Origin of the sequence: Nocardia sp. NPDC127526, from assembly GCF_042672265.1 — a bacterium.
GTDB lineage: Bacteria > Actinomycetota > Actinomycetes > Mycobacteriales > Mycobacteriaceae > Nocardia.
In genome coordinates, this window is sequence record NZ_JBHXVO010000002.1 from 79,652 (window position 1) to 105,736 (window position 26,085).

Consider the following 26,085-nt stretch of genomic DNA (forward strand, 5'->3'; position numbering starts at 1 on the left):
CGACGAGCACAGCCGAGCGTCTGTACGCCCTGCTGTTGAAGGTGATGTTCCTGCTGCCGCCGGAACGCATCCACCATCTGGCCTTCGGCGCCATGAAACTGGCCGCCCGGTTCGCGCCGGGCCGCCGGTTGACGACGAGGCTGTTCGTCGCCGACGATCCGATCCTGCGCAGCCGCGTGTTCGGCGTGGACTTCCCCGCGCCGCTCGGCCTGGCCGCCGGCTTCGACAAGAACGCCGAGGGCGCCGACACCTGGGGCCCGCTCGGCTTCGGCTACGCCGAGATCGGCACCGTCACCGCCCAGGCCCAGCCCGGCAATCCGGCGCCGCGCCTGTTCCGGTTGCCCGCCGACCGGGCGCTCATCAATCGCATGGGCTTCAACAACTTCGGCGCGGCCGCCGCCGCCCAGCACCTGGCCCACCGCCGCCCCGGCGGCGTGCCGCTGGGCGCGAACATCGGCAAGACCAAGGTCGTCGAACCCGAGGACGCCGCCGCCGACTACGCCATCAGCGCGAAGCTCTTGGGCCCCCTGGCGGACTTCATGGTCGTCAATGTCAGCTCCCCCAACACCCCCGGCCTGCGCGACCTGCAAGCGGTCACCTCCCTGCGCCCCATCCTGCAGGCCGTCCTGGACAGCGTCTCGGTCCCGGTGCTGGTGAAGATCGCCCCCGACCTGTCCGACGAGGACATCGACGCCGTCGCCGACCTCGCCGTCGAACTCGGCCTGGCCGGAATCGTGGCCACCAACACCACCATTCGCCGCGACGGCCTCGCCAACCCCGCCGACGAAGTCGCGGCCCTCGGCCCGGGCGGCCTGTCCGGTCCCCCGGTCGCCGACCGCTCCCTCGAGGTCCTGCGCCGCCTGTACGCCCGCGTCGGCGACAAGCTGGTCCTGATCTCGGTGGGCGGCATCGAAACCGCCGACCAGGCCTGGGAACGCATCCTCGCCGGAGCCTCCCTCCTGCAGGGCTTCACCGGCTTCATCTACGGCGGCCCTCTGTGGGCCAAGCGCATCCACCGCGGCATCGCCGACCGCCTCCGCGCCGGCGGCTACACCAGCCTCTCCGAAGCCGTGGGCGCCGGCCACACCACCCGCGCCTGACCCGGATCCGTCTTCCTCGCAACCGAATCCAGGGCCGTGTTCGCCTGCTGGACATGTGATCACCGGGCACTGGTGGCGGCATTCGCCGAGTAGCGTCCGCCACCAGTGCCCGGTCGATGGCGTTTCACATTACGTGGCAGCCCATCTGCCAGGTTCGATCACCGCCACAGGTGCTGGGAGCGGGCGCCGGAGGCGGTCGAGGGGTGGTCGGGGGTGTACCAGCCCGGCGGGGCCGGTTCGAGTGCGCCGAGTTCTTCGGTCCAGGTGGCGGGCAGTTCGCCGTGTACGCGCTCGACGGTGCGGCGGGCCAGGACGAGCACGGCCTGCTCGACGGCGATGCCGAGGCGGGCGGCGCGATCGTCGGCCCAGCCGTGGGCGGTGGTGTCCTCGACGATGGCCGGGTCGGAGAGGATCTCGTCCAACTCCATTCCCGCCCGGGCCTGTTCACGGGTCAGCCGATGTTCCGGCAGCCAGCTCAGCCGCCACACCATCCTCCCCCGTCCCGACACCCGGAACGCGTATTCGGGACTGACATCGCTCACCATCGACTCGTCGCTGATATCGATCGTCACAACCGCAACCTCCCTGACCGTTCGCGGGTTCTTTCACCCCTCATCGAATGCCGAATGGTCGGTATTAACGAATACCCCGAATCCGCCCGATTCACCGGAATTCTCATAACCGCCTCCTCCCCAGTAATACGGACATCGCGTCCTCCACGCTGACCCCCAACTCCTCCGCACTCACAATCGCGCGCGCCGCCAAGATCATGTCCCGCCGAAAATGATTCCCGGAAAAGATCTCCGCCAGCTCCATCCCCGCCAGCGCCTGCCCCCGCGACACCAGCCGATGCGGCAACCAACTCAACCGCCACTCCAACTCCCACCCGTCGGCCACCCGATGCGCCGCCTCATCGGTGAGATCACTGGTCATCTGCCAATCGGCCACATAAATGGTCACGGTCTCCCCCGTTCCAGCATTCGTTGATGCAACACCGCCATCACATGCTGCACCGTGGTCCCCAACTCCGCGGCGATCTCCGCCGCCCGCTCCCCCGGTTCCTCTGTCCCACTGCACATTTCAGTAAGCTCCAACGCGGCCCGGGCTTGCTCTTTGGTCAACAGCGGTTCGGGCCGCCAGCTCAACTCCCACGCCGGCTCGGCCCGCCCGGCCAATCGGCGCGCCCACTCCTGGGTGGTACTACTGGTAAGGGATCGACTGCTCTCGTAGATCACGACGTTCTCCAAACTGTGGGGAGTCGTCGCCTCTGCGCGGCAACCTTATTCGGGTACGCCGGAATCCGGCCGATCCGGGTCTCGGATTTCGACCGGATTTATCGCTGCCACATTCGGATATCGGGCCGACGACGACGGAACTGATTGGTCGGATGTGTCCAGGCGCCTTAACTTTTCGCCCGGACCGCACCACTGATGGGCTCCAGCTCGGTCTCGCTTCGCGCCGCAATGCGGCCCCTACGAATCCATCGTTTGGGGTGAGCCACTCCTGTCACCAGAACCTCCCGAACAGTCTGGTGGAGGCGTTCATTCGCCTAACCTAGGATGGCATTTGCCGTACGGTTTCGGCAATTGCCGTTACCACAAGGGAATTGACGGATATCCTGGTTAGTAAACATGGCCGACGGTATCGTTGGGAGCGAACCACGAGTAACCATTTCCCCCGTCGCGCCGGCACAGCGTCGGCCCCGCAGGATCCGGGCATGGTCGCCGTGCGCGGTATTCTCATCCGGCTGCGCAAGCGCTCCGGCCTCACCTCACGTCGACTGGTCAGCACGGAAATCGATGTGACGACCCTGCTCGAGCTCAGTGTGGTACGACGGTACGCGCACCTGAGCGGAGTCACGCCGGAAGTGGCCCTGCCGAGGGTCATCGTCCACCTCACCCGGCAGTTGCCCCCGGCACAACGCCTGATTCTGGATGCCGAGCTGCGCCTCGGCATGTTCCGTGGCAATCCCCCGGCGGGAATCGATCTCGGCAGCCTCTATGCTGCCGACCTCGGGGATCGCCGAGAGTATTTGTCGGAGCAATGGCAACGGTTGCACGAGGCCCTCGAGGTCACCGACGTGCCGCCCGCCCCGTCTGCGCGCGCCTTGCGCGGCGCCCCGGAGACCGCCGCTTTCACCGCGCTCGCTCATTTGCTCACCGCAGGCTCCGAGCTCGACGTCACCGACATGGCGGTACTGGACGCGGGACAGGACCAGAGGTCCGCGCCTCGCCGCACCGTGACGGTCGTCGGCGACGCTGTGACCGATCAGATCAATATTGTCGAAAAGTGGCCGGAGCCAGGCACCTTTCAATGGGGTGATTTCCGACGGGACCCGGGCGGCAAGGGCCTCAATCGCGCTGTCGCATTGGCCAAGCTCGGGCTCGACGCCCGTCTCGTCGCCACGATCGGCGAGGACGAGGACGGCATCAGGATCACCGACTACCTGGAGCAACAAAACGTCGACACAAGCTTGCTGACCGTTACCAGCGCCGCCCACACGCCGGTCACGACGATGATCATGACGCTGGCCGGGGAGAGCTCGGCCATCCCGTTCAAACAGGATCGGCTGCGACTTACCGAGCAGGATCTCGACAGTTCCATTGTCCGCCAGGCCATCCGGTTTTCCGACGCGTTGCTCGTGACCTTCGAGCAACCCATCGACATCGTCAAACGAGTCCTGGCATCGGTGCACGAGGCCGAGCCACGACCATGGCTGATCGTGACCGCCTCGCCACTCACCGTGCTGCCCCGCCACATCTATCAGTACTTGAGCGCCGTGGACTACTTCATCGGAACTACGGACGAAGTGGCCGGGGCGTGGCCGCAGAGTTCAGCCGAACAATCGATCGAGCGTTTGCTGCACATCGGAGTCGGCGCGGTGTGCACGATCGAAAAGGGCGGGTGCACGATCCGGTCTGCCACCGACGAACTGTTCGTTCCATACCCGCGAACGACTCTGGAGAGTTCCGCGGGCGTCTCCTCCTCGTTCACCGCCGCGCTGGTGTATCGCCTGACTGTCACCGGCCGCAGAGCCGAGTCCGAGGATTTCCGCTGGGCTGTCGCCGCGGTCTCGGCCCGCAGCTCGGTATCGACCGTTCCGGAGTCGATGCCCACGGTCGACCGGATCGATGAAGTCTTCGACAGCAGTGGCGCCGGTGTGAGGGAAACCGGTGCAACATAGCGGCGCCGGTCCCCCGCATCTCGAGCGGTTCGATAGAAAACGCGGTCCCTACCTCGGATCTTCTGGCAAACCCGCGAGCTTTTGTGCTCGGACTTGTACCATCGCTGCGGCCCATCACCCGTGCGGCCGGTCATGTGCTGTCGCATACGCGGAGGACCTTCATTGACTCGAAGCGCACCGGAGGCGGCGCCCTCGTGGGACGTGAAATCGGCGCCTGCCGATGACGACCCCCTGTGTCCGCCCGATGACCCCGACTCGGGATCGACCGAACATGCGCTGACCCGGAACGGACGAAGTATCCGGGTGCGCGTTGCGACGGTTGCCGGAGATCACGGCGAGGGTCACGCGCTGCTGTTCGGTACACCCTCCAACGGTTGCCTGGTCCGCATCCACTCCCGCTGCTTGTACGGTGATGCGCTCGAGTCCGACGACTGCGATTGCGGGCCCGAACTCGATCTGGCGATGGACATGATCCAAGCCGAGGGCGCCGGTGTGCTGCTCTACCTCGAACAGGAAGGCCGCGGCGCCGGGCTCGTCGCCAAGGCCCGCGGCTACCGTTTGAGCCAGACCGCGAACCTGGATACCTTCGCCAGCTACGCACAGCTGGGATATGAGCCCGACGGTCGCACCTACGACCATGCGGCCGGCGCACTGAAAGACTTGGGACTGCAGTCGATTCGACTGTTGACCAACAACCCGGACAAAGTCGCGACATTGCGCGCGAAGGGATTGGCAGTCGAGCACTTGCCGCTGCAGATCGCGCCGCGCAACCGCCGGGTGCGCCGCTATCTGGCGGCCAAACGGGTCAAACGCGCGCATCGCCTGCCGCAGCAGTGGCTCACCGACCGAATCCTCAACGGATTGCCGATGATCGGGTACGTAGCCGTGGTCGGCGGCGGCTGCGGGGTCCTGGTGTGGATCCTCGCAACGAGGGTCATCGGTGACGTCGTTCCGCCCGAGCATGTCCTGTCGACCGCGCTGGGGCTGGCGGCGGGTGGCTGGGGTTGGTCGCGAACTCGGTTGCTGCGGGCCCGATTCCATCTTCTGCGTGGTCGACTGTCGAGCTACCGGATTCAGCCGCCCGAGGGGTAAGCGCCGATTGCGCACGGGGACATCGGTCATAATGGCCAGATCCCCGCCTCAGCTGGAGCGGCCCGTGAAAGAGCTTCAGGCGACTGCACATTCGCTGTCTCGCAAAGGCGGTGAGCTGCGGGTTCGTGTGATGGAGCTGAGGACGGATCCGGCTGGTTCCACCGGGCCGGTGCTCGGGCACGTGCTGGTTTTCGGCAATGCCACCGACGACTGCTTGGTGCGGATCCACTCTCGCTGTCTCTACGGTGATGCGCTGCAATCCGATGATTGCGACTGCGGGCCCGAACTCGATCTGGCGATGGACATGATCCAAGCCGAGACCACCGGGGTGTTGATCTACCTCGAGCAGGAGGGCCGGGGGTCGGGGTTGATCGTGAAGGCGATGGGGTTGCAGTTGGTCGCGCGGACCGGTGTCGACACCTTCACCAGCTACCGGTTGCTGGGACACCCCATCGATTCCCGGTCCTATGAGCACGCCGCCGCCGCGTTGTCCCGGCTGGGCCTGCGCGCGGTGCGGTTGCTGACGAACAATCCCGACAAGGTGCGGGCGCTGCGCGAGGCCGGATTGCGGGTGAGGGCGGTGCCGCTGCAGACCACACCACGCAGCGAGCGCGCCCGCGAATACATGGAGTCCAAACATCGTGTGCGCGGACATCACCTGCCGGTGAGCCAGTCCCGGCTGGCGGCGCGGGCCGTGCGCGCGGGCTGGCAAATGGTGCGGAATGCGGGTTGGAGCGGGACGACACGTGTAGCGCGCGACACAGCCGTCAATTTGTGGCTACGATGAGTGAGCCGCGCCACAGTTGGCGTGCGGCCATCGCGTGAGTCGGTGCGGTTATCTCTCGGGACGACGGGGTTCGCGCAGATAGATGGGGTGCGCGTGTGGCGGGCGCGAGCGAGAGGCAATCGGGAAAAGGGTTATGACGACAGACATCGGCTACACGCACAAATCGGGCAAAACGGTCTTCACTATTCCGGAGGCGTTTCAGGAGACGGTGACGCTGCGGCCTGAGCAGGTGGCGTTGCGGACGGTGGGGGGTACCCAGCAGATCACGTGGCGGGAGTATGCGGAGCGCGTGCGGGTGCTCGCGGCCGGGCTCGCGGGGCTGGGCGTGCGGCACGGGGACACCGTGGGGATCATGCTGACCAATCGACCCGAGTTCAATCTGGTCGATACCGCTGCGCTGCACCTGGGTGCTACGCCGTTCTCGATCTACAACACCAGCTCGGCCGAGCAGATCACGCATTTGTTCACCAATGCCGAGAACAAGATCGTGATCACCGAGCCGGTGTTTCTCGACGCGGTGCGCGGGGCCGGCGTGGAGCTCGAGCACATCGTGCTGGTGGAGGGCAGCGCCGAGGGGGCGATCACCCTCGCCGACGTGGAGGCCGCGGGGGCCGAGGATTTCGACTTCGACGCCGCGTGGCGGGCGGTCAAGCCCGATGATGTCGCCACGCTCATCTACACCTCCGGCACCACGGGACCGTCCAAGGGTGTGGAGCTGACCCACTCCAATGTCGTCGCCCAGATCGTGGGGCTGGTCAATGGGCCGCTGGTGGTGGGGCTGGACGACCGGTCGGTGTCGTATCTGCCGGCCGCCCATGTCGCGGACCGGATTTCGGGGCATTGCGCCAACCTGTTCACCGGTGTGCAGATGACCACCGTGCCGGATCCGCGGGAGATCGCCGCCGCGCTGCCCGATGCGCGCCCCACCGCGTTCTTCGGCGTGCCGCGGGTGTGGCAGAAGATCAAGGCGGGCATCGACGCCAAGCTGGCCACCGAGCCCAGCGGCGTGAAGAAGGCGCTGGCCAACTGGGCCATCGGCGTCGGCGTGAATGCCGCGCGCGCCGATCTGGCCGGCACCGGGCGAGGCGCGCTGCTGGATGTGCAGCACAAGATCGCCGACGCACTGGTGCTGTCCAAGCTGCGCCACGCACTGGGCTTCGACGAGCTCAAGGTCGCCGCCTCCGGCGCCGCGGCCATTCCGCCGGAGACCCTGGAATACATGCTGGGCCTGGGCTTCACCGTCACCGAGGTGTGGGGCATGTCGGAGACCTCCGGCGTGGGCACCTACACGCCGCTGGACAAGCCGCGGCCGGGCACGGTGGGAATCGTGTTGCAGGGCACCGAGATCAAGCTGGCCGAAGATGGGGAGCTGCTGATTCGCGGCGCCATCGTCACCCGGGGCTACCGCAAGATGCCGGAGAAGACCGCCGAGGCCATCGACTCCGACGGCTGGCTGCACACCGGCGACGTGGCCACCATCGACGGCGACGGGTACGTCACCATCGTGGACCGCAAGAAGGAACTCATCATCAACGAGGCGGGAAAGAACCTGTCTCCCACCAATATCGAGAACACCGTCAAGGCGGCCTCCTCGCTGGTCGGGCAGGTGGTGGCCATCGGCGACGCCAAGCCGTTCATCGCGGCGCTGGTCGTGCTCGATCCCGATACCGCGGTGGTGCGCGCCAAGGCCCTCGGCGCTCCCGACGCCGACCTGAAGACGCTGTCCACCCGTCCAGAGATCATCGACGAGATCAAGGCCGCGATCGCCACGGCCAACGCGAAGCTCTCCCGCGTGGAGCAGATCAAGCGTTTCGTCATTCTCGACCAGGGCTGGGAGCCCGGCGGCGACGAGCTCACCCCCACCCTCAAGCTCAAGCGCAACCCGATCACCACCAAGTACGCGACCGAAATCGCCTCGCTGTACACGACTCCCGCCCCCGAGGGCGTCATCGACATGTCCTGACCCGCCCCAGCACCGCGGCCCCGAGCCTTCCGCCCGGGGCCGCGGTCATGTCCCGATCCGAAACGACGCCGACCGGGACTGTCAGCGGAATCCCCGCGGGTGCGCCAGGTCAAAGGAGTACACCTCCCCCGTGTACCAGAACAGCAGGGCCGCGGACGATTCCGCTGATTGCACCCGGCAGTAATGCAAGCCGGTCACGTGCACCGGCCGCCGCGGACCACACCGCTCCACCACCCCGGGCTCGGCCACCGGGCCCGAAACCTCGAACCACTGCCCCGACACCACAACCGTGTCGGGCCCATCCCACATCCAGCCCACGCGTCCGAACACGAACACCGAATAGGCGAACAGCAACAGCCCCAGCGCGGTCACCGCGAGCACCGCATCCCGCGCCGCGCGCCGCGGACTGCATGGCCCGGCAGGCCTTTCCCCCGCCCCGATCCGCGATGTGCCACCGAGCGAGGGCGACTCTCGACGAGCTGCGGTCGAAGCAGGCCGACGCGACGGTCCGTGAGCCTCACGGCACATCATCGACCACCAGCTGCCGGGCCATCGCAGCGTCCCGCAAGCCGCTCGCGCACCACCGGCTGCCCGGCGATCGCAGCGCACGATGAACCGCATCGCGTGCAAATCGGCACCCGATGCCGAGCGATCGCTCCTCACCGGGAATTTCGGGGAGGGCGGATTCCTGCGCGCCGAGCCACCAGATGCTCTGGCCGCCCGGGTCGACCGGCGGGTGTCGGGGGCCCGACGCCGAGCGGACCACACCACCACGTGGCGGGCTGCTGCCGTGGGTTGCCGGGCACCACTTGCCGCCCGGCATTTCGCCGATGTCCCGCATCGCGGCCGTTACTGGCGTGCACCGTCGCACACCCGATGCACGAGGGCATCCATGGCGGAGGCGATTCGGCCCATTTGGGTGTGGCTGTGGTCGGCGGTGTCGTATTCGACCTGGATGGTGAGCCGGTCGCCGACGGTGAAGATGGTCATTTTCGGTGGCATGCCCGGGGCCATGGCGAAGATGTCGTCGCGGATGAACTCCAGTCCTTCGGGCAGTGAATGTGCTGGTATGCGGCCGATATTCGACAGGGCGACGGTCGGCGGCGCGGCGAACAGGGCGGCGCTCACGGGGTCGAGATCGGTTTGGGAGGCGCGCATGAACAGTGCCGGGAAGTGAGTGTCGAGGGTCTCCGCCATGCTCGCGGCCACCATTTCGGCGAGTTCGACGGGGTCTGCGCCGGAGTCGGCCACCACCGGGGTGCCGGTGCCCGAAACACAGTTGAGGACAACCGAATCCGGCACGGTCGGCGACAGGTTGCCCCGCAGATCCACCGCGTGACCACACAGCAGTGGCAGCGGACCATCGACCGGGAACTCGGTGCGCGCCGCCGCCATGGCCGCACCGGCCAGCAGGCTGTTGACCGAAAGGCCCTGCGCACGAGCGACAGCGACGAATGCGGCGGTCGCCTGGGCGCTCAGCTCGATTCGCCGCATGGCCAGCCGCTCGCGGTCGGCACTGGCACTCGTGTGGTTGTGTGCACGCCCCTCCGGATCGCCGGTCTGCGGGAGGTCCTGCCTCGGTGCATCCGAATTGCGCGTCTCCTGGCCGTCGCCAGGTCGGGCACCTGAGCTGCCGGTCTGCTGGTTCCCGTGCGGCGGGAGGAGGCCGTCACCGTCGCGGGGCAGCGTGCGCGGGGCTGCCGCGGGATTCATTCCCGCGGCAGTGGCGCGCACCTGGGTGAGGAAGGCTTCGACTGTCTCGTCGCTGAAGAGGGCGGCCAGCTGGGTGTCGATGCCGGGGATGAGGGATTGATCCGAATCCGCCAGGGGCAGTGGGGATCCCGCGAGGTGGGCGGTGTAGCGGCGCCACAGTTCGGCGAGGAGGGCGAAGGCGGAGCGGCCGTCGGCTATGCCGTGGTGCAGGATCAGCACGATCTGGGTGCGGCCGGGCTCGCGGAGGAGTTGGGCGTGGAAGAGGCCGGTGCGCCAATCCTGGTGGGAGTTCACGAGTTTCCGGTAGTGGCCGGCGCCGCCGTCGATTACCTCGAGGGCGGGGTGGTAGCCGTCGGCGAGGACGAAGCGCTGGGTGCCGGCGGGGTCGGTGACGACCGAGGCGCGCAGGAGGGCGTGGTTGGCGGCCAGTTCGGCGAGGACCCGGCGTAGGACGGCCGGGTCGATGGGGCCGCGCACGGTGGAGCCGATGAACAACGGCATACCGCCGATCGGCACGCCGCCGAGGTGGGTTTCGCGGCCGAAATAACTGATCTCGAAGGGGGAAAGCACACGCTGGGTGGTCATGGGGCCGACCATACACACGTTTCAAACGCTTGTCACAGACGAATGTCTGAAACGATCGTCAGGCTCTCTGTTAGGCTGGTCGGCGTGGGAACCCGAGAAGATCTGCTGGCCGGCGCCAAGCAATGCCTGGCCGAACGCGGGCTGGCGCGCACCACCGTGCGGGATATCGTTGCCGCGTCCGGCACCAATCTGGCCGCCATCAACTACCACTTCGGCACCCGCGACCAGTTGCTCAATCAGGCGATGATGGAGTCCACCGGCGAGGCGGTGACCCGGATCTTCGAGTCCCTGCCCGCCGATCCGGCCAGTGATCCGGGCGAACGGCTGAATACCTTCTGGCGCAAACTGCTCGACTCCTTCACCGCCGATCGCGAACTGTGGACGGCCAATGTCGAAGCCATGGCCCAGGCCGTGCGCTCCCCCGAGCTGAGCGCCGAGATCGGCAGCGCTCAGCAGCGTGCCCGGGAGGGCCTCGCCGACTCGCTGGGCCACTCCGACCCGCACGTCGGCGCGGTCCTGCAGACCCTGATCGGCGGCCTGCTCGCCCAATCGCTCATCGATCCGGCCGGGGCCCCCTCGGCCGAGGACCTGACCAAAGGCCTACGCGCGCTGGCGGATCTGCTCGGCTCCGACCGGCCGTGACGGAACCCGGCAGGGCGCGCCGGGGGGGGAAATTCCGCCTGAAACGACCGTGGCCCAGGACATTTCGTCCCGGGCCACGGTAATGAAGAACCGCGTCAGTGCTGTTCGTAGGTGGCGATGAGCTGGGCGCGGGCAATGGAGTGGGAGAACAGGTTGAAGCCGAGGTAGGCGGGGCTGGCGTCGGCGGGGATGCCGAGTGATTCCACGTCCACGGCGTGCACGGTGATGAAGTAGCGGTGGTAGCCGTGCCCGGCGGGCGGGGCCGCGCCGACGTAGCCGGGGAAGCCGCCGTCGTTGCGCAGCTGCAGGGCGCCGGTGGGGAGGGCGCCGCCTTCGGAGCCGGCGCCGGCGGCCAGGGAGGTGACCGAGGCCGGGATGTCGGCGACGGCCCAGTGCCAGAAACCGGAGGCGGTGGGGGCGTCCGGATCGAAGACGGTGACGGCGAAACTCTTGGTCTCGGCCGGGAATCCGGACCAGGACAGCTGCGGGGAGACGTCCTTGCCGCCGGCGCCGAAGACGCCGGAGACCTGGTCGTTGGCGAACGGCTCGCCGTCGGTGACATCGGTGGAGGTCACCGTGAAGGTGGGAAGCTCCGGCAGCGGGGCGTAGGGGTTGTAGCTGTAGTCGGGCACGGGCGAGTCCTTTCGAATCAGCAGTTCAGCAGGAAGTGTTCCAAGACGCGGGTGCCGAATTCCAGTGACTGCACCGGAACTCGTTCGTCGACGCCGTGGAACAGGGCGGTGAAGTCGAGCTCGGGCGGCAGCTGCAGGGGCGCGAACCCGAAGCAGCGGATGCCCAGGCGGGCGAAGGCCTTCGCGTCGGTGCCGCCGGAGAGCATGTAGGGCACGGTGCGGCCCTGCGGGTCGTGGGCCAGGATGGCGTCGTTCATGGCGTCGACGAGGTGACCGTCGAAAGTGGTTTCGTAGGAATCGAGTTTGGTGATCCACTCGCGTTCCACGTCGGGGCCGATGAGGGCGTCCACCTCGCGTTCGAAGGCGGCCTGGCGGCCGGGCACCACCCGGCAGTCCACCACGGCCTCGGCGGTCTGCGGAATCACATTGGCCTTGTAGCCCGCGCGCAGCATGGTCGGGTTGGCGGTATCGCGCAGGGTGGCGCCGATAATGCGGGAGATGGTGCCCAGTTTCGCCAGCTGGCCTTCGATGTCCGGGCCGGCGGGATCGAATTCGAGCCCTGATTCCTCGGCGACCGCGGCGAGGAACTCGGCCACCGAATCGGAGACGACCAGGGGGAAGGTGTGGGTGCCCAGCCGCGCCACCGCCTGCGCCAGGATGGTGACGGCATTGTCCTCGTGCAGGAACGATCCGTGCCCGGCACGCGCCTTGGCGCGCAACCGCATCCAGCCCAGGCCCTTCTCCGCGGTCTCCACCAGATACAGCCGCCGCTCGCTGCCGTCGGGCCGCGGCACGGTCAGCGAGAAGCCGCCGACCTCCCCCACCGCCTCGGTAATGCCCTCGAACAGATCCGGCCGGTGCTCCACCAGCCACTGCGACCCCCAGCGCCCGCCGTTCTCCTCGTCGGCGAGGAAGGCGAAGACGATATCGCGCGGCGGCACCGTGCCCTCGATCTTGAACTGGCGCGCGATGGCCAGCATCATGCCGACCATATCCTTCATATCGACCGCGCCACGGCCCCACACGTACCCGTCGCGCACGGCCCCGGAGAACGGGTGCACACTCCAGTCGGAGGCCTCGGCCGGCACCACGTCGAGATGCCCGTGCATGAGCAGCGCGCCGCGCGCGGAATCCGCGCCCTGCAACCGCGCGAACACATTCCCGCGCCCGGGCGCCCCGGATTCCACGTACTCGGTGGTGTACCCGACCTCGTGCAGTTTCTCGGCCACCCATTCGGCGCATTCGCGCTCGCCCTTGGTGGTTTCCAGTTCGCCGGTGTTGGAGGTGTCGAACCGGATCAGCGTGCTGACCAGGTCCACGACTTCCGCGACGGCACGGGACGTGCGAGTTTCACCAGTTTTCGACACTTCCCTTTCCTACCACCTCGCCGTCGCACCACCGCCGGGTGCTCGACCCGGGAGCACCGCACCCGCAGGTGAACCCGCCCCACGCGATTGGAATCAGCCGTCGCGCAAGGGCCTTCCTCGGTGCGACTCAGCGCAGCACGCGCAGGGTGGCGGTGAGGGTGGCCAGCAGGGAGTCCAAGCGCTGATCGGCGATGCGGCGTTCGAGGACGTCGGGGTCCAGGCGGGTGGAGGTGGCCCACAGTTCGCCGACGCGGGCCTGGACGTCGACATCGGTGGCGGCCAGCACCCACAGCAGCGGCGCCCACAGCCGGGCGGCCTGCGCGATGGCGGGCAGCATGATCAGCGTGTAGGGATCCAGGGCCGCCAGCTGCACCCCGGCGCGGCGGCGCACCGAATCGGGGGTGCGCGCCAGCGGTTCGAGGACGCCGCGCCACAGCGACAGATCGCTGGTGCCGTCGACGGCGGCGACCAGGTATTCGACGATATCGCCCAGCACGGGGTTGAGCGCCAGCCGCGTCAGGGCGGCGGGGCTGAGCTGGCCGAGGAAGCGCAGCATCTCCGGGGTGGCCCCGGCGTGCAGGAAGGTGACGAGCAGATCGGCGATGGCCGAGGGCGGGGCCACCTCGAAGAGAATGTCGCCGACGGCGGCGATCACATCCGGGGCGCAGCGGGCGAAGACCGACAGCGCGGCCAGGCGCAGATCCTTCGAGCCGTCGACGACGGTGGCCAGCAGTCGCGGTATGCGCCGGCTCTCCCCCGAAAGCAACTGGCGCACAATCGCGCTGATGCTCTCGCTGGAATAGGCGTAGGCGGCCGACCGGATCAGGCCCTCGTCGTCGGGGACGCCGGTCTCCACGGCGGCGATCAATTCCGGTGTGGCATAGGCCAGGAACGGCCCCGCGGTGATGTAGTCGCGACGGCGCAGCAACTCGTTGACGATGGCCACCACCGGCGCGGCGGGTGCGTCGTCGGCGAGCTGGCCGACGGTGCGCGGATCCAGATACGGCGCGCAGTCCGAGGCATAGGACACATCCAGGCGAGTGAGCGCGTCGATCGCCTTGCGCGGGTGCAGCACACCCACCGCGCCCGCGGCCCGCCCGGTCATGGCCGGGGGCACCAGGCGCTGCACGATCGGCAGCGAAATCGCCAGCGGAACGACCGGCACCAGAGCGCTGATCCGCTCGAAAACCGGTGCGTGCTGGTCGAACAACCTGCCCGCCATGCGCTGTTGCAGTTCGTGCAGGCGCGCGGGACCCAGCTTCTCCAGGTGCGCGAGCTGGTCGACGGGAACGTGCAGGGTTCGCGCCAGCAGGACGAGCTGGGCCCGCGTCACCGAATCGGTCATAAGCCCGGCCGGGTCGCGTGTAATCCGGTTCGGCCGAATCCGACTCTGGCAGACATCATTTCCCCGTTCCTCCGGCGACAGTGCCCGGTCACCCCGCGTTCGACCGCCCATCATAGAGCGGCGAATGTCGCAAAAATCGCAAACAGTGCAGACTCCCAAGACGCCGCCGGGCGCCGCCATGAGTCGTCCAGCGGGCGCACAAGAGCCACGCAAGGCGGCGCAAGCGCCCGGTGAACGCCGGTGCACACAGTGAATTCAGGAACGAGACACGTGATGTGGTGGCGGCCGGCGCCGGACCGGTCGGGCTCATGCCGGCCTGCGAATTGCGGGATGGCCTCGGAGCGCGGGTCGGTCAGGCGACGACGTGGACGCGGTCGGCGCCGATGCGGACGATGCGGCGCTTGCCCCATTCGCCCAGGGCGGCGAGGGCCGCGTTCAGGGCGATGCCCTCTTCGGTGAGCGAATACTCCACGCGGGGTGGGATCTCGGGGTAGATCTCGCGGTGCACGATGCCGTCTTCGGCCAGTTCGCGGAGGTGCTGGTTGAGCATCTTCTCCGAGACGCCGGGGAGGCCGCGACGGAGTTCGCCGAAGCGGCGGGGGCCGTGTTCCTGGAGCTCCCACAGGATCAGGGACTTCCACTTGCCGCCGACGACGTCCATGGCGGCGTCGATCCCGCAGAAGTATGGCCCGTGTCTCTTTTCGCCCATTGCTTGTCCTCACTGCCTGCGAACACACCGAAAAGTAAGTATCCAGCCAAAATAGTGCGTACTTGTGGGCCAACACGAGACGGGGCAACCTCGATTCCAGCGCGCGCCGAGCACAGACGGAAACGAATCGAAGGAGTTGTCCCCCAATGACGAACACCCAGTACAGCCCGGTGACGCTGCTCGGCCTCGGCGCCATGGGGCAGGCGATGGCCGCGGCGCTGGTCAAGGCCGGTGTGCCGACCACGGTGTGGAATCGCAGTGCGGGCAAGGCCGGTGAGCTGGTGGCCGCGGGCGCGGTGGAGGCGGCGACGGTGGCCGAGGCGGTGCGCGATGCCGGGGTGGTGATCGCGGTGCTGCTCGATCACGCTTCGGTGCACGAGACGCTGGATCCGGTCGCCGGGGAGCTGGCGGGCAAGCAGCTGATCAACCTGACCAGCACCGCGCCCGAGGAGTCGCGGGAGCTGGCGCGCTGGGCGGCCGGGCACGGCATCGAGTTCGCCGACGGCGGCATCATGGCCATTCCGCCCATGATCGGCGGGGAAGGGTCGGCCATCCTCTACAGCGGCACCCGCGCGGTCGTGGAAGCGCACCGCGAGGTGCTCGAGCTGTTCGGGACCGCCGAATTCCTGGGCGAGGACGCGGGATTGGCGGCGCTGCTCGACTTCGCGCTGCTGACGAGCATGTACGCCATGTTCACCGGCTACTTCCAGGCCGCCGCCCTGGCGGGCACCGCGGGCATTTCGGCCACCGAGTTCGGTGAGCGCGCCGCAGCCTGGCTGACGGCCATGGCGGCCGGGATGCCCGAATACGGGAAGAAGATCGACTCCGGCGACTACTCCGCCGATGTGCAGCATCTGGCCTTCCAGAAGGCGGCGGTCGATGCCATGGTGCGGGCGCACCGCGATGCCGGGGTCTCCACCGAGGTGATCGGCACGGTGCAGCAGCTCATCAACCGGCAGGTCGAGGCCGGGCACGGGGCCGCGGCATTCGAGCGCACCATCGAGGAACTGCGCTGAGCGCTGTGCTCCGGCAACGGCTCCGGCTGCGACGGCACCAGCTGCCGGCGTGGCCCCGGCTGCGACGGCATCGGCTGCCAGAGTCAGGTGCGGCCGCGACGGCACAGCCTCCAGACAGCGCACCCGGCACGCCCCGGCGGATTGCACTCGCCGCATCCTGAGGAGCTCGCCGAGATCGCGTGAGACCCCGCCGCATTCCCATGCGGCGGGGTCTCACGCATGTCCGCGACACCTCAGTGCGCGGACTGCACGATCGCGGTCACTGCCGAAAGCCGTTCGCCCAGACCCTGTTCGTCGATCTCGCGCGCCAGCTCCGCACACTGCTCGGCCCCCAGCCGCGACCAGGCCGCGCCGAGCTGCTCCAGCGCCGACGTGCTCAGGTGCGCGACGAACCGCAGCGTCTCCGGCACCGCCCCCGCGGCGATGAAATCTCCGGTCAGCTCCGCGATCTCGTCGGTCGAGCCGAGGTCGAGCAGGATATCCCCGAGCCCTTCGATCACGTCGGCGTCGCAGCGTGCGAACACCGACAGCGCCGCCAGCCGCAACTCCGTGGTCCCGCGCAGGATGGTCTGCACCAGCTGCGGAATCCGCTGCCCTTCGCCATTGAGCAAATGCCGCACGATGGTGCTGATGCTCGTGCTGGAGTAGGAGTACGCCGCCGAGCGGATCATCCCCTCGTCGTCGGCGACGCCTTCCTCCACCGCCTTGATCAATTCCGGTGTCGCATAGGCCAGGAAGGGTCCCGCCGTCACATAGTCCCGGCGTCGCAGGATCTCGTTGACGATCCCCACCACCGGCCCCGGCGGCGCCACGTCGGCCAACTGCCCGACGGTGTGCGGATCCATATACGGCGCGGCATCGGCGGCGTAGGCTGGTCCGAGCATCCCCACCGCCTCGGCCGCCTTCTTCGGATGTTCGACCCCGATCGCGCCCGCCGCCCGCCCGGCGATGACCGGCGGCACGATCCGCTGCACCAGGGGCAGCGAAATGCTCAGCGGAACGATCGGCACCAGCATGCTCAATCGCGCGAAGGTCGCATTGTGCTGGGCGAAAATGACTTTCGCCATGCGCTCCTGCAGCTCGTGCAGCCCGCCCGCGCCCAGCTTCGCCAGATGGGTCAGCCGGTCGTCGGATACGTGCAGGGTCCGGGACAGCAGCGTGATCTGCGCCCGGGTCACCAGATCGCTCATCTCCCCTACCCGAGCGCGTTGCCGAACATGATCTTCTTGGCCGCGGTCCGCAGCGGCCACGGCAGTGCGCCGACGGTCTTGTCGACGGCCTCCACCATGTCGGCGGTCTCCTTGCGCTGTGCGTGCCGGAACATGGCCAGCAATTCCGCGGTCTCGGCCTCGCTCAGCAGATCCAGCGCCGCGAGCGGCCCACCCAATTCGTGCTCGAGTTCGCCTCTGGCGCTCATAGTTCTCCCCTTTCCCGGATGACCGGGATCACCCATTCGCCCCCCACTTGACCACAAATCCGAGGCCCGGACAAACCGGTCCACACGCAGATCGACCCCCGCTCATACGAATTGACGGCAGGTGCCATCGGTTACCGCAGGTCAGCCCCGTTACCGGCGGCGATCAGGCCGATCCGCCGCCGGTGCGGTCCGGGTCCGCGAGCGGGTTCAGCGGGTGGCCACCGGCACAGCACGCGCACCGAGACAGTTGGGGGCTTCTTCGGCTGGAGTTCACTCGCCATTCGTCGCACGGGTCCCATCGGGAACCTCGCGCCTTGGACGATCGGCGACGTGCGCATTGTTCAGCTGGCTAATTTCTACGGCCCGCGCTCCGGGGGGCTTCGCACGGCGCTGCATCATCTCGGCGAGGGGTATGCGGCCGCCGGGCACGAGGTGGTGCTGATCGTGCCCGGGCCGCGGCGCGGAGAGGAGCTGCTGCCGTCGGGGGTGTTGCGGATAACCGTTCCGGCGCCGGCGATTCCATTGACCGGAGGGTATCGGGCGGCGGATCCGCGGCGGGTGGCCGATGTGCTGGCCGGATTGCGGCCGGATGCGCTCGAGGTGTCGGATCGGTTGACGCTGCGCGGTTTCGGGCGCTGGGCGCGACAGCGCGGCGTGCTCAGCATGATGATCTCCCATGAGCGACTGGACCGGCTGCTCGGGCAGGTGCTGCCCGGCCCGGCGGCGCGGCGGGCGGCCGACGCGGCCAATCGGCGGACCGCGCAGAACTACGACATCGTGGTGTGCACAACGGCTTTCGCGCGCGAGGAGTTTCAGCGCATCGACGTGGAGAATGTGGAGCTGGTACCGCTGGGGGTGGATCTGGACATGTTCTCCCCCACGCGCCACGACCTGCGGTTGCGGGCCGATCTGGGCGCCGACGATCATCCGCTGCTGGTGCACTGCGGGCGGCTGTCGGTGGAGAAGCGGGTGGATCGCAGCATCGAGGCCGTCGGCCGGCTGCGCCGCGAAGGGCTCGACGCACGGCTGGTGGTGGCCGGTGACGGCCCCCGCCGCGAAGCCCTGGAACGGCGGGCGCGGGCCATTCCGCCGCTGCGCGATGGCTTGCCGGCCGTGCACTTCACCGGATTCATCGACGACCGGACGACTTTGGCGACGCTGCTCGCCACCGCCGATGTCTCCCTCGCTCCCGGCCCGCACGAAACCTTCGGCCTGGCCGCGCTGGAAGCGCTCGCGGCCGGGACCCCGGTCGTGGCGAGCCGCTCCTCGGCGCTGGCCGATATCGTCACCACCGAATGCGGCGCGGTCGCCGACGATCATCCCTCGGCCTTCGCGCACGCCGTCACCGATGTGCTCTCGCGCCCGCCGGCCCAGCGCCGCCGGGCCGCCCGGACCCGCGCCGAGCAGTTCACCTGGCCGGCCGCGGTCTCGGGCATGCTGGAGTTGCTGACGTTCGCCTGAGCGGCTAGTCGCACGCCGGATCCGGTTGCCAGGCAATGTATTCGCGTCCCGCGGCGGTCGCGGCGGTCTGCGCGGAGTTCAGCTGGAACGGGGTGATCCCGCCCGCCTGCCACGGCCCGACCGACCCGGCCGCGATGGCGGAATCCGACTTGGGCACCAGGCCGATCTCGCTGCGCACCACCGCGACCGGGCGATCGGCGAGGGTGAACCAGTCCAGATCGAGGAAGTCGTGGCTGCCGCGGGTCAGCGCCCCGCGCCGCATGGCATCGGCCAGCCGTCCCGCCATCCCGCTCGCGCGCAGATGCCCTTCATTCGCCTCGAACAGCCCGGCCCCGGCCCGCAGATAGCCCGTCTCGAACAACGAGATCACCATGGCCAGCAGGCTGAACGCCCGCGGATCGTCATTGGCGCGCGCCATGAACGCGAACACCTCGATCTCGTTCTCCAGCGTCGTGCCGTATCCGGCCAGCACATGCACCCAATCGTGCTGCGCCAGCAGCGGCGGCGCCGACCCGGGCAGTCCGGGCGTCACGAATCCCCGATCCCGATAGAAATCGGCCACGCCCCGCCCGAGCGTTCCCACCGGCAGCTCCCACAACTGCGCCCACCGCGCCGCCAGCCCCGGATCATCGGTCACCGCACTCCACGACGAGTCCAGCCCCTCGGTGTGCAGCGCATGCAACCGTCCCGCATCCACCCCGCCCAGATACCCATTGCGCGAAAAGTCCACCGCCGCCAGATCCACCGCCCCCTCGGCGTACTTCTCCGCCACCGCGATCATGTCGTCGTCCACCCCGAGCGCGTCCGCGAACTCCCGCAGCCGCCCCGCCACCGCCGCCGGCAGCGGCCGCACCACCAGCGCCGACAGCAGCATGGTCTGCACGATCCGCTCCCGGAAGATCCGATTGCGCCGCGCCAGCCCCGCCGCGAACTCCCCCGCCGAAATCGATTCCAGCTCCCCCACTTCCACCGCATGCCCCGTCATCGACAGAAACAACGCCGGAATCAGCAACTCCTGCAACGCCGTCAGCCCACCCTCCCCCCGCGCCGCACTGACCACCCCGCGCGCCAGCAACCGCACCTCCCCCGCATCCGGTGGAGTAAGAAGCACCTCGGCCATCGCAACACCTTCCCGGCACCCGCCGTGATCGATCCGAACACGGCCATTCTCGACACCAATCCCGTTCGCCGCGCGCCGATTTCACTACCGGCGCACCCACTTGGGTCGAATGCCCGATACACGCGTCACGACAGACAGCGAACCCGGCCCGCTTCGCCCGATAACTCCCGGACATCCACCCGAACACCGGCGATCGAACACCCGATGCCGCATCCCGCGCCCCACCGAACACTCGAAATGGCACACCATGCATCCGAACACTCGCTGCCACATGACCGAAGGCGTAAGAACAGCTGCCATTCCGCCCAGCCGCGTCCTCCGGCGTGCACCCGCACCTCGCGATGCCCTCGCCAGAGACGTTGCGCACGGGCGGGCACTCCTGCCATTTCTCGTCGGGATCGAGATGAGCGCCGCATGCGCAACACTCGGCATTGCCGTGATGGCCGCCGTTCCCGCCACCCCACCGACGCGGCGCACCTGCTGCGCCTGAACATCCGCGAGAGCCTCGGCAGAGCGCCGGACAGCGAATCGTGCAGGGTCCGATCAGGTCGATGCGATCGGGCAACTGCGATTTCGCCCAGGCCTCCTTCGAGGTGCGTCCGCACCTCGTCGAGCGTGATCGCGGCATTCCCGGCCGGACGCTGCATACGAGCGGATGCTCCTGCCACTTCTCCGCTGGACCTGGTGAGGCCCTTCGACCGGTCGCCGGTCCGAACCGGCGGTGACGGGGCCAGCTTCCGGTGCGGGGACCTGTCGCCGAGGACGCGCGAAATGCCGAGGCGCGCAGCGGGGTCGGGCGGCTAGCCTGCCGGTTGTGAACCATGTGCTGACCAGTGAACGGCTGGGCCTGCGGCCCGTGACGGCGGAGGAGCATGAGGTCTTGTTCGCGCACTGGACGGATCCGCGGGTGCGGCAGTTTCTGTTCGACGGGGGCGTGCTGGCGGCGAGCGAGATCACCGAGGCGATCGACGGGAGTGTGCGCGGTTTCGCGTCGGAGGGGTATGGGATCTGGGTCGTACGACTGCGGGAATCGGGCGAGGCGATCGGTGTGGCCGGATTGCGGCCGTTGGAGGAGCTCGGGCTGGAGGTCTTCTACAGTCTGAACCCGCACGTGTGGGGACGGGGACTCGCGACGGAAGCGGCGCGGGCGGTGGTCGACTACGGGCTCGATGTGCTCGGGTTGCCGCGGGTGCTCGCGGAGGTCGATGAGGGCAATACGGGTTCCATCGCCGTGGTCGAGCGGCTGGGGATGACGCCGTTCGCGGTGGTGCCCGGGGTGCTCGGGCCGATGATCCGGTATCGGGTGTCGCGGTAGCGGGGCGGGCGGGAGGCGCTCGGATAGTCCGGCGAATCGGGCCGGTCGGATGGTTGTCCGCGAGCCGTCCGCGATTTTCCGGCAATCTTCTCTACGGTGGTGGGCGCTCCGCTGTCACGGAACTGCCCGCCTGCCCGAAGGTGTTGTCGAATGCCGTGTGTACGCGCTGTATCCGTTGCTGGTGTGCTGGCCGCGTTGGCGGTGAGCGGGCCCTGCTGGTTCGCGGCGCCCGCGGCGGCGGATGTCGTTGAGCTGCTGTGCACCGCGTCCGCGCAATCGTGCAGCGTGACGCCGTTGCGGCCCGCGCCCGCTTCGATTCCGGCGCCCACGGGGACGCATCGGGTCGGGCGGATCGACGCGCATCTGGCGGATGGCGGGCGCGAACTCATGGTGTCGGCGTGGTATCCGGCGGTGGCGGACGAGCGGCCCGCGCCGTATCTGCCGGCGGGCACGATGACCGGGCGGGCCCATATCGCCTGGCAGGCGAGCAATTGGTTGCCCGCCTTGGCTGCCGCGCCGCTCGTGGGTGCGACCGCACCGGCGACCTGGGGTGCGGCGGTGGATCCGGCGGCGGGACGATTGCCGGTGCTGGTGTGGTCGCCCGGTTTGGGTACGCCGCGGTGGCTGGGGTCGGGGCTGGCCGCCGATCTGGCCTCCAAGGGCTGGCTGGTGGTGACCGTCGATCACACCGGGGAATCACCGGTGGTCGAATTCCCCGGGGAGCGAATCATTGTCGGGCAGCCGGTGAACATCACCGACCGGGAGGCGATGCGGCGGGCGCTGGAAACACGGGTCGCCGATATGCGCCTGGTGCTCGACAGCCTGCCCGCACTGCCGGAGGTCGGCGAGCGCATCGATCCGGAACGGATTGCCGCGGCGGGGCATTCGTACGGCGGCTACACCGCGGTGCTGACGGCGGCGCGCGATCACCGGGTGAAGGCGGCGGTGGTGCTCGACGGTTCGGTGGCCTTCCTGGAGCCCAGCGAGCTCGAGCGCGCCGGGGTGAATCGCCCGGTGCTGGTGCTGGCGGCCGGGGATATGGTGCACGCGAGCTGGATCAGCTTCGGGCAGGTGACGCCGGGACCGTTCGCGCTGGCGACGATTCGCTCCGGGGCGCACTACGTGTCGACGGATCTGCCCGCCCTCGGCGGAACACCGGTCCTGTGCGGCACTGTCCCGCCCGATCGCGCGGCCATGATCACCCGCGCGGTGACGGCCGGATTCCTCGACAAGTGGTTGCACGGCGGTCCGGACGACTACGGCTCGTGGCCCGAACTCGATTGGCGCACACGCTGACCGGCGCCTCGCACCGCAGTCGAAATTCCAGCCCCCCATGCGGGCAGCACGGAACTCGCTGACCGCCACCGGACGGCGATCGCAGGCATGAACGCCCGCACCGTCAACCGAACAAGGTCCGCCCCGGCGGTGCCCGGCGGACCGCCTGTCCTTCAGTCCTCGACCTTCAATCCCGCCGCCGCCGCGAATGCCGGGGCCAGTTCCATCAGCTGCCCGTGATTGACGACTGCTCCCCGTAGTGATCCGATGCCGTCGGCCACGGTGAGCATCTGGGCCCCCCGGAAGTCCACATTCTTCATGGTCGTCTTGTTCACCAGCAGCCCCTGCACGCGCGAGCCGGGGAAGCCGAGCGAGGTGAGCTTCGCGTCGCCGAAGTCGACATCGCGCAGGGTGCAGTCACGGAAGACCACATCCTGCAGCCGCGCCGTGCGGAAGTTCACGGCGTCGAACTTGCAGCCGGTGAAGGTCACTCGCCGGATCGACGTGCCGACGGCTTCGACTCCGGCCCAGGCGCTTTCGATGACCTCCCCATCGAGCCAGCTGGACTCGCTCAGCATGGTGCCCGCCATGTTCACCTGCCGCAGCCACACATCGGTGAACCGACTGTAGGACAGATTTCCGCCGGTGAAGCTCAACTCGGACAGCGCCGACTCGTTGAATCGCACATTGCGCAGTTCGGCGCGCTCGAGCTCCCGATCGGTGACCCGCACGCAGTCGTATTCGCCCTCGATCGCGAGCTCACCGTCGAACGATTCCACGAAACGGGCGTAAGGCAGATCCTCGAAGGCAGTCGGCATCCTTCGACCTTAACCGCCCCCACCGACTGCGTTCAGAGGCGGCGGATACGGGTGATCCAGGCCGCGAAATCGGCCAGGCCCTCCGGCGAGACCTCGAGCCCGCCGATCTGCTCAGGCGTGGCATCCCCGACCCGGCCGCGATACCGAGCGGGTTGGAGGGACTCCAATTCCCAACCCGCGCCGAAGGATTCGCGAATCACCTCGGCCGCGATCCGCGGCCCGATGCCCGGTTCGGCATTGGACAGCGCCAGCACGTGCAGCGTCCCGCCCGGTTTGAGCACCGCGGCCAGACTGCGCACATACGCCGCCCGCAGCTCCGGTTCGGTGCCGAACACATGGAACAGCGCACTGTCGACGACGGTGTCGAACGCGGGCGCGGATCCGGCCGGATCACCCGCGAAATCCGCCCGCTTGCCCAGCTCGAGCGCATCGGCGACCTCGAATCGCGCCTGCGGAACCCCTTGGGACACGGCATTGTCGTGCGCGTAGGCGACCGCGCTCGGCGACAGGTCCACCCCCGTCACGTCGTAGCCGAGCCGCGTCAGCAGAATGGTGTGCTCCCCCGCCCCGGCGCCGGGATCAAGCACCCGCCCGCGAATGGCCCCCTGCCGTTCCAGCGCCACGATGGCGGGCTGCGGCTGCCCGATCACCCACGGCGCGGTGTCGTTGTCGTACACGGTGTTCCAGAACTCTGCGGATCGTGTCATATCCCCACCCTGCAACCTCGACCCCACTCGAGGTCAAACGAATCTCCCGGCTCGCCGCGCGCCGCCCCGGCGCGGCGCATTCCTCACGCGGGCAGGTAGTGGCGCAACAGCACCGCGAGCTGCTCCCGTGCGTCATCGAACGGCACACTCGACTTCAGCGCCCGGCTCTGCACGATGGCCCCCTCGATCACCGACACCAGCAGCCCGGCCACCGACCGCGCCGTCTCCGCCGCCACCCCGGCCGCCGCCAGACCTTCGGCGAGCCGACCGGTCCATTGCCCGAACGCCTGCCCCGCCGCCGACTGCACCGCCGGGTCCAGCTCGTCCAGCGCGGCCGCCATCATGAACGATCCGGCCCGGTACTCGCTGGCTTCGAGCGGCCCCCGCCAGAACGCCAGCAGCTCGTCGAGCCACCCTTCCGGCGCGGATGCCCTGGGCAGGGCGTCGGCCATCCGGCTCACGTGCTGGTACACCAGCCTGGACACGATGCGGGTGGCCGCCTCGACCAGTTCCCCCTTGCCCGCCGGGAAGTGCTGGTACAGCGAATTGCGCGAGGCGCTGCTGCGTTTGAGCAGTTCACTGAGCCCGGCGGCGTGCACGCCGTGCTCCTGGACGGTGGCGATGGTGCTCGCGATCAATCGGGCCCGCGGTCCGGCGGCCATGGATCATCTCCTCCAACCCTTGTGTGAACCGATCGGTCCATGTTAAACGTTATCCCGTGTGAACCGATCGGTTCACAACGGAGAGGAACCCATGCCCGCGACCATCGCCACCGCAACCCCGGTCACCCATGCCGCGCTGCTCGGCCTCGGGGCCTACCGCCCCCGCCGGATCGTCCCCAATGCCGAGATCGTCGACCGCATCGATTCCTCGGACGAATGGATCCGGACCCGCTCGGGCATTGCCGCCCGCCGCTGGGCGGACAAGGACGAGACCATCGTCTCGATGAGCGTGGCCGCCGCCCGCGACGCGCTCACCGCCGCCGGGGTGACCGCCGAGCAGATCGACGCGGTGGTGCTGGCCACGTCCTCGCAGATGGTGCTGGGCCCCTCGGCGGGCGCGGTGGTGGCGACGGAGCTCGGCATGCACGACACGGCGGCCTATGACGTCTCGGCCGGCTGCGCCGGGTTCTGCTACGCACTCGGCAATGCCGCCAGTCTGGTGCGCGCGGGCCAGGCCCGGCACGTGCTGGTGATCGGCGTGGAACGGCTCTCGGACCTGCTCGATCAGTCCGACCGCACCTGCGCGTTCATCTTCGCCGACGGCGCGGGCGCGGTGGTGGTGGGACCGGCCGAGGCCGAGGGCATCGGCCCGACCGCCTGGGGCTCGGACGGCAGCCAGACCGCGGCCATCAAGCAGGACAAGGACTTCCAGGAGTACTTCGCCGAGGTCGCGGCGGCCGAGGCCAGCGGCGGGACGTCGGTGCGGCCCTATATCCGGATGAATGGTGCGGCGGTATTCCGCTGGGCCGTCACGTTTTTGGAGAAGGCGTGCCGGGATGCGCTCGACCGTGCGGGGGTGAGCGTCGAGGATCTGGACGCGTTCGTGCCGCATCAGGCCAACGGCCGCATCACCGACGCGCTGACCCGGGCGCTGGGGATGCCCGAGACGGTCGCGGTCGCGCGCGACATCGTCGAGACCGGAAACACCAGCGCCGCATCCATTCCCATGGCCATGGAGCAGCTGCTGCGCTCGGGTGAGGCCAAGGCGGGCGATACGGCGCTGCTGCTGGGATTCGGTGCGGGACTGGCGTATGCGGGTCAAGTCGTGCGCCTGCCCGCGATCGCCTGATCGGGCGAATGCGGCGGCCCGGTGGTCGCACCGGGCCGCCGCGGAG

General features: G+C 68.6%; 25 protein-coding genes. 11 read left to right on the forward strand and 14 right to left on the reverse strand.

Going from position 1 to position 26,085, the window contains the following annotated elements:
* Positions 1-20 precede the first annotated feature (20 nt).
* Positions 21-1,100 (forward strand): quinone-dependent dihydroorotate dehydrogenase, encoded by a 1,080-nt coding sequence (locus tag ACFVIV_RS03495; RefSeq protein ID WP_379193679.1) that lies wholly within the window; start codon positions 21-23, stop codon positions 1,098-1,100.
* Positions 1,101-1,258: 158 nt separating this feature from the next.
* Here ACFVIV_RS03495 and ACFVIV_RS03500 read toward each other — a convergent pair whose 3' ends face one another.
* Both ACFVIV_RS03500 and ACFVIV_RS03505 read right to left on the reverse strand, forming a co-directional pair.
* The gene (locus ACFVIV_RS03500) at positions 1,259-1,672 is read right to left on the reverse strand and encodes a hypothetical protein (protein WP_379193192.1); all 414 of its coding nucleotides are present in this window, start codon (positions 1,670-1,672) and stop codon (positions 1,259-1,261) included.
* 103 nt (positions 1,673-1,775) lie between these two features.
* Positions 1,776-2,060 (reverse strand): hypothetical protein, encoded by a 285-nt coding sequence (locus tag ACFVIV_RS03505; RefSeq protein WP_379193193.1) that lies wholly within the window; start codon positions 2,058-2,060, stop codon positions 1,776-1,778.
* A 757-nt stretch (positions 2,061-2,817) separates the two neighbouring features.
* Here ACFVIV_RS03505 and ACFVIV_RS03510 point away from each other — a divergent pair.
* The 4 genes from ACFVIV_RS03510 (at position 2,818) to ACFVIV_RS03525 (ending at position 8,126) form a co-directional block, all read left to right on the forward strand.
* Positions 2,818-4,284 carry a carbohydrate kinase family protein gene (locus ACFVIV_RS03510; protein WP_379193194.1) on the forward strand — a complete coding sequence of 489 codons (1,467 nt, stop codon included), beginning with the start codon at positions 2,818-2,820 and terminating at the stop codon, positions 4,282-4,284.
* A gap of 303 nt (positions 4,285-4,587) precedes the next feature.
* Positions 4,588-5,376: a GTP cyclohydrolase II gene (locus tag ACFVIV_RS03515; RefSeq protein WP_379193195.1), complete on the forward strand. Its 789-nt coding sequence runs from the start codon at positions 4,588-4,590 to the stop codon at positions 5,374-5,376.
* Between the two features lie 130 nt (positions 5,377-5,506).
* Complete coding sequence (ribA, locus tag ACFVIV_RS03520) at positions 5,507-6,163, forward strand: GTP cyclohydrolase II RibA (RefSeq protein WP_379193196.1); 657 nt, start codon at positions 5,507-5,509, stop codon at positions 6,161-6,163.
* A gap of 133 nt (positions 6,164-6,296) precedes the next feature.
* Complete coding sequence (locus ACFVIV_RS03525) at positions 6,297-8,126, forward strand: AMP-dependent synthetase/ligase (protein ID WP_379193197.1); 1,830 nt, start codon at positions 6,297-6,299, stop codon at positions 8,124-8,126.
* An 81-nt stretch (positions 8,127-8,207) separates the two neighbouring features.
* On the opposite strand, the gene ACFVIV_RS03530 is transcribed toward ACFVIV_RS03525, so the two are convergent.
* Complete coding sequence (locus ACFVIV_RS03530; protein WP_379193198.1) at positions 8,208-8,498, reverse strand: hypothetical protein; 291 nt, start codon at positions 8,496-8,498, stop codon at positions 8,208-8,210.
* 477 nt (positions 8,499-8,975) lie between these two features.
* Complete coding sequence (locus ACFVIV_RS03535; protein WP_379193199.1) at positions 8,976-10,424, reverse strand: hypothetical protein; 1,449 nt, start codon at positions 10,422-10,424, stop codon at positions 8,976-8,978.
* A gap of 84 nt (positions 10,425-10,508) precedes the next feature.
* Here ACFVIV_RS03535 and ACFVIV_RS03540 point away from each other — a divergent pair, with 84 nt between their 5' ends.
* Positions 10,509-11,066, forward strand: a complete 558-nt coding sequence (locus tag ACFVIV_RS03540; protein ID WP_379193200.1) for a TetR/AcrR family transcriptional regulator — start codon at positions 10,509-10,511, stop codon at positions 11,064-11,066.
* A 95-nt stretch (positions 11,067-11,161) separates the two neighbouring features.
* Here ACFVIV_RS03540 and ACFVIV_RS03545 read toward each other — a convergent pair whose 3' ends face one another.
* The 4 genes from ACFVIV_RS03545 to ACFVIV_RS03560 all read right to left on the reverse strand — a co-directional run bounded on the left by ACFVIV_RS03545 (position 11,162) and on the right by ACFVIV_RS03560 (position 15,119).
* The gene (locus tag ACFVIV_RS03545; protein ID WP_379193201.1) at positions 11,162-11,698 is read right to left on the reverse strand and encodes a YbhB/YbcL family Raf kinase inhibitor-like protein; all 537 of its coding nucleotides are present in this window, start codon (positions 11,696-11,698) and stop codon (positions 11,162-11,164) included.
* Positions 11,699-11,715: 17 nt separating this feature from the next.
* Entirely contained in the window at positions 11,716-13,065 is a 1,350-nt protein-coding gene (locus tag ACFVIV_RS03550; RefSeq protein WP_379193202.1) for a M20/M25/M40 family metallo-hydrolase, read from the reverse strand.
* Between the two features lie 127 nt (positions 13,066-13,192).
* Positions 13,193-14,398 (reverse strand): hypothetical protein, encoded by a 1,206-nt coding sequence (locus tag ACFVIV_RS03555; RefSeq protein ID WP_379193203.1) that lies wholly within the window; start codon positions 14,396-14,398, stop codon positions 13,193-13,195.
* Between the two features lie 364 nt (positions 14,399-14,762).
* Complete coding sequence (locus tag ACFVIV_RS03560) at positions 14,763-15,119, reverse strand: winged helix-turn-helix transcriptional regulator (RefSeq protein ID WP_379193204.1); 357 nt, start codon at positions 15,117-15,119, stop codon at positions 14,763-14,765.
* 146 nt (positions 15,120-15,265) lie between these two features.
* On the opposite strand from ACFVIV_RS03560, the gene ACFVIV_RS03565 reads away from it, so the two are divergent.
* Complete coding sequence (locus ACFVIV_RS03565; RefSeq protein ID WP_379193205.1) at positions 15,266-16,135, forward strand: NAD(P)-binding domain-containing protein; 870 nt, start codon at positions 15,266-15,268, stop codon at positions 16,133-16,135.
* 233 nt (positions 16,136-16,368) lie between these two features.
* On the opposite strand, the gene ACFVIV_RS03570 is transcribed toward ACFVIV_RS03565, so the two are convergent.
* Both ACFVIV_RS03570 and ACFVIV_RS03575 read right to left on the reverse strand, forming a co-directional pair.
* Positions 16,369-17,325, reverse strand: coding sequence for a hypothetical protein (locus ACFVIV_RS03570; RefSeq protein WP_379193206.1), 957 nt, complete (start codon positions 17,323-17,325; stop codon positions 16,369-16,371).
* Positions 17,326-17,330: 5 nt separating this feature from the next.
* Positions 17,331-17,552 (reverse strand): hypothetical protein, encoded by a 222-nt coding sequence (locus ACFVIV_RS03575; RefSeq protein WP_379193207.1) that lies wholly within the window; start codon positions 17,550-17,552, stop codon positions 17,331-17,333.
* 330 nt (positions 17,553-17,882) lie between these two features.
* Between ACFVIV_RS03575 and ACFVIV_RS03580 the strand changes: the two genes are divergently transcribed.
* The gene (locus tag ACFVIV_RS03580; RefSeq protein WP_379193208.1) at positions 17,883-19,013 is read left to right on the forward strand and encodes a glycosyltransferase; all 1,131 of its coding nucleotides are present in this window, start codon (positions 17,883-17,885) and stop codon (positions 19,011-19,013) included.
* A gap of 4 nt (positions 19,014-19,017) precedes the next feature.
* Here the strand turns inward: ACFVIV_RS03580 and ACFVIV_RS03585 are convergent, their stop codons facing one another.
* A complete protein-coding gene (locus ACFVIV_RS03585; protein WP_379193209.1) occupies positions 19,018-20,133 on the reverse strand; it encodes a hypothetical protein in 1,116 nt (371 codons plus the stop codon).
* Between the two features lie 814 nt (positions 20,134-20,947).
* Between ACFVIV_RS03585 and ACFVIV_RS03590 the strand changes: the two genes are divergently transcribed.
* Positions 20,948-21,448, forward strand: coding sequence for a GNAT family N-acetyltransferase (locus ACFVIV_RS03590; RefSeq protein ID WP_379193210.1), 501 nt, complete (start codon positions 20,948-20,950; stop codon positions 21,446-21,448).
* A 150-nt stretch (positions 21,449-21,598) separates the two neighbouring features.
* Entirely contained in the window at positions 21,599-22,744 is a 1,146-nt protein-coding gene (locus tag ACFVIV_RS03595; protein WP_379193211.1) for an alpha/beta hydrolase family protein, read from the forward strand.
* A gap of 152 nt (positions 22,745-22,896) precedes the next feature.
* On the opposite strand, the gene ACFVIV_RS03600 is transcribed toward ACFVIV_RS03595, so the two are convergent.
* The 3 genes from ACFVIV_RS03600 to ACFVIV_RS03610 all read right to left on the reverse strand — a co-directional run bounded on the left by ACFVIV_RS03600 (position 22,897) and on the right by ACFVIV_RS03610 (position 24,910).
* Positions 22,897-23,541, reverse strand: coding sequence for a pentapeptide repeat-containing protein (locus tag ACFVIV_RS03600; protein WP_379193212.1), 645 nt, complete (start codon positions 23,539-23,541; stop codon positions 22,897-22,899).
* Positions 23,542-23,573: 32 nt separating this feature from the next.
* Entirely contained in the window at positions 23,574-24,248 is a 675-nt protein-coding gene (locus ACFVIV_RS03605) for a class I SAM-dependent methyltransferase (RefSeq protein ID WP_379193213.1), read from the reverse strand.
* An 83-nt stretch (positions 24,249-24,331) separates the two neighbouring features.
* Entirely contained in the window at positions 24,332-24,910 is a 579-nt protein-coding gene (locus ACFVIV_RS03610) for a TetR/AcrR family transcriptional regulator (RefSeq protein WP_379193214.1), read from the reverse strand.
* A 91-nt stretch (positions 24,911-25,001) separates the two neighbouring features.
* On the opposite strand from ACFVIV_RS03610, the gene ACFVIV_RS03615 reads away from it, so the two are divergent.
* Positions 25,002-26,039 carry a beta-ketoacyl-ACP synthase III gene (locus ACFVIV_RS03615; RefSeq protein ID WP_379193215.1) on the forward strand — a complete coding sequence of 346 codons (1,038 nt, stop codon included), beginning with the start codon at positions 25,002-25,004 and terminating at the stop codon, positions 26,037-26,039.
* Positions 26,040-26,085: the final 46 nt, after the last annotated feature.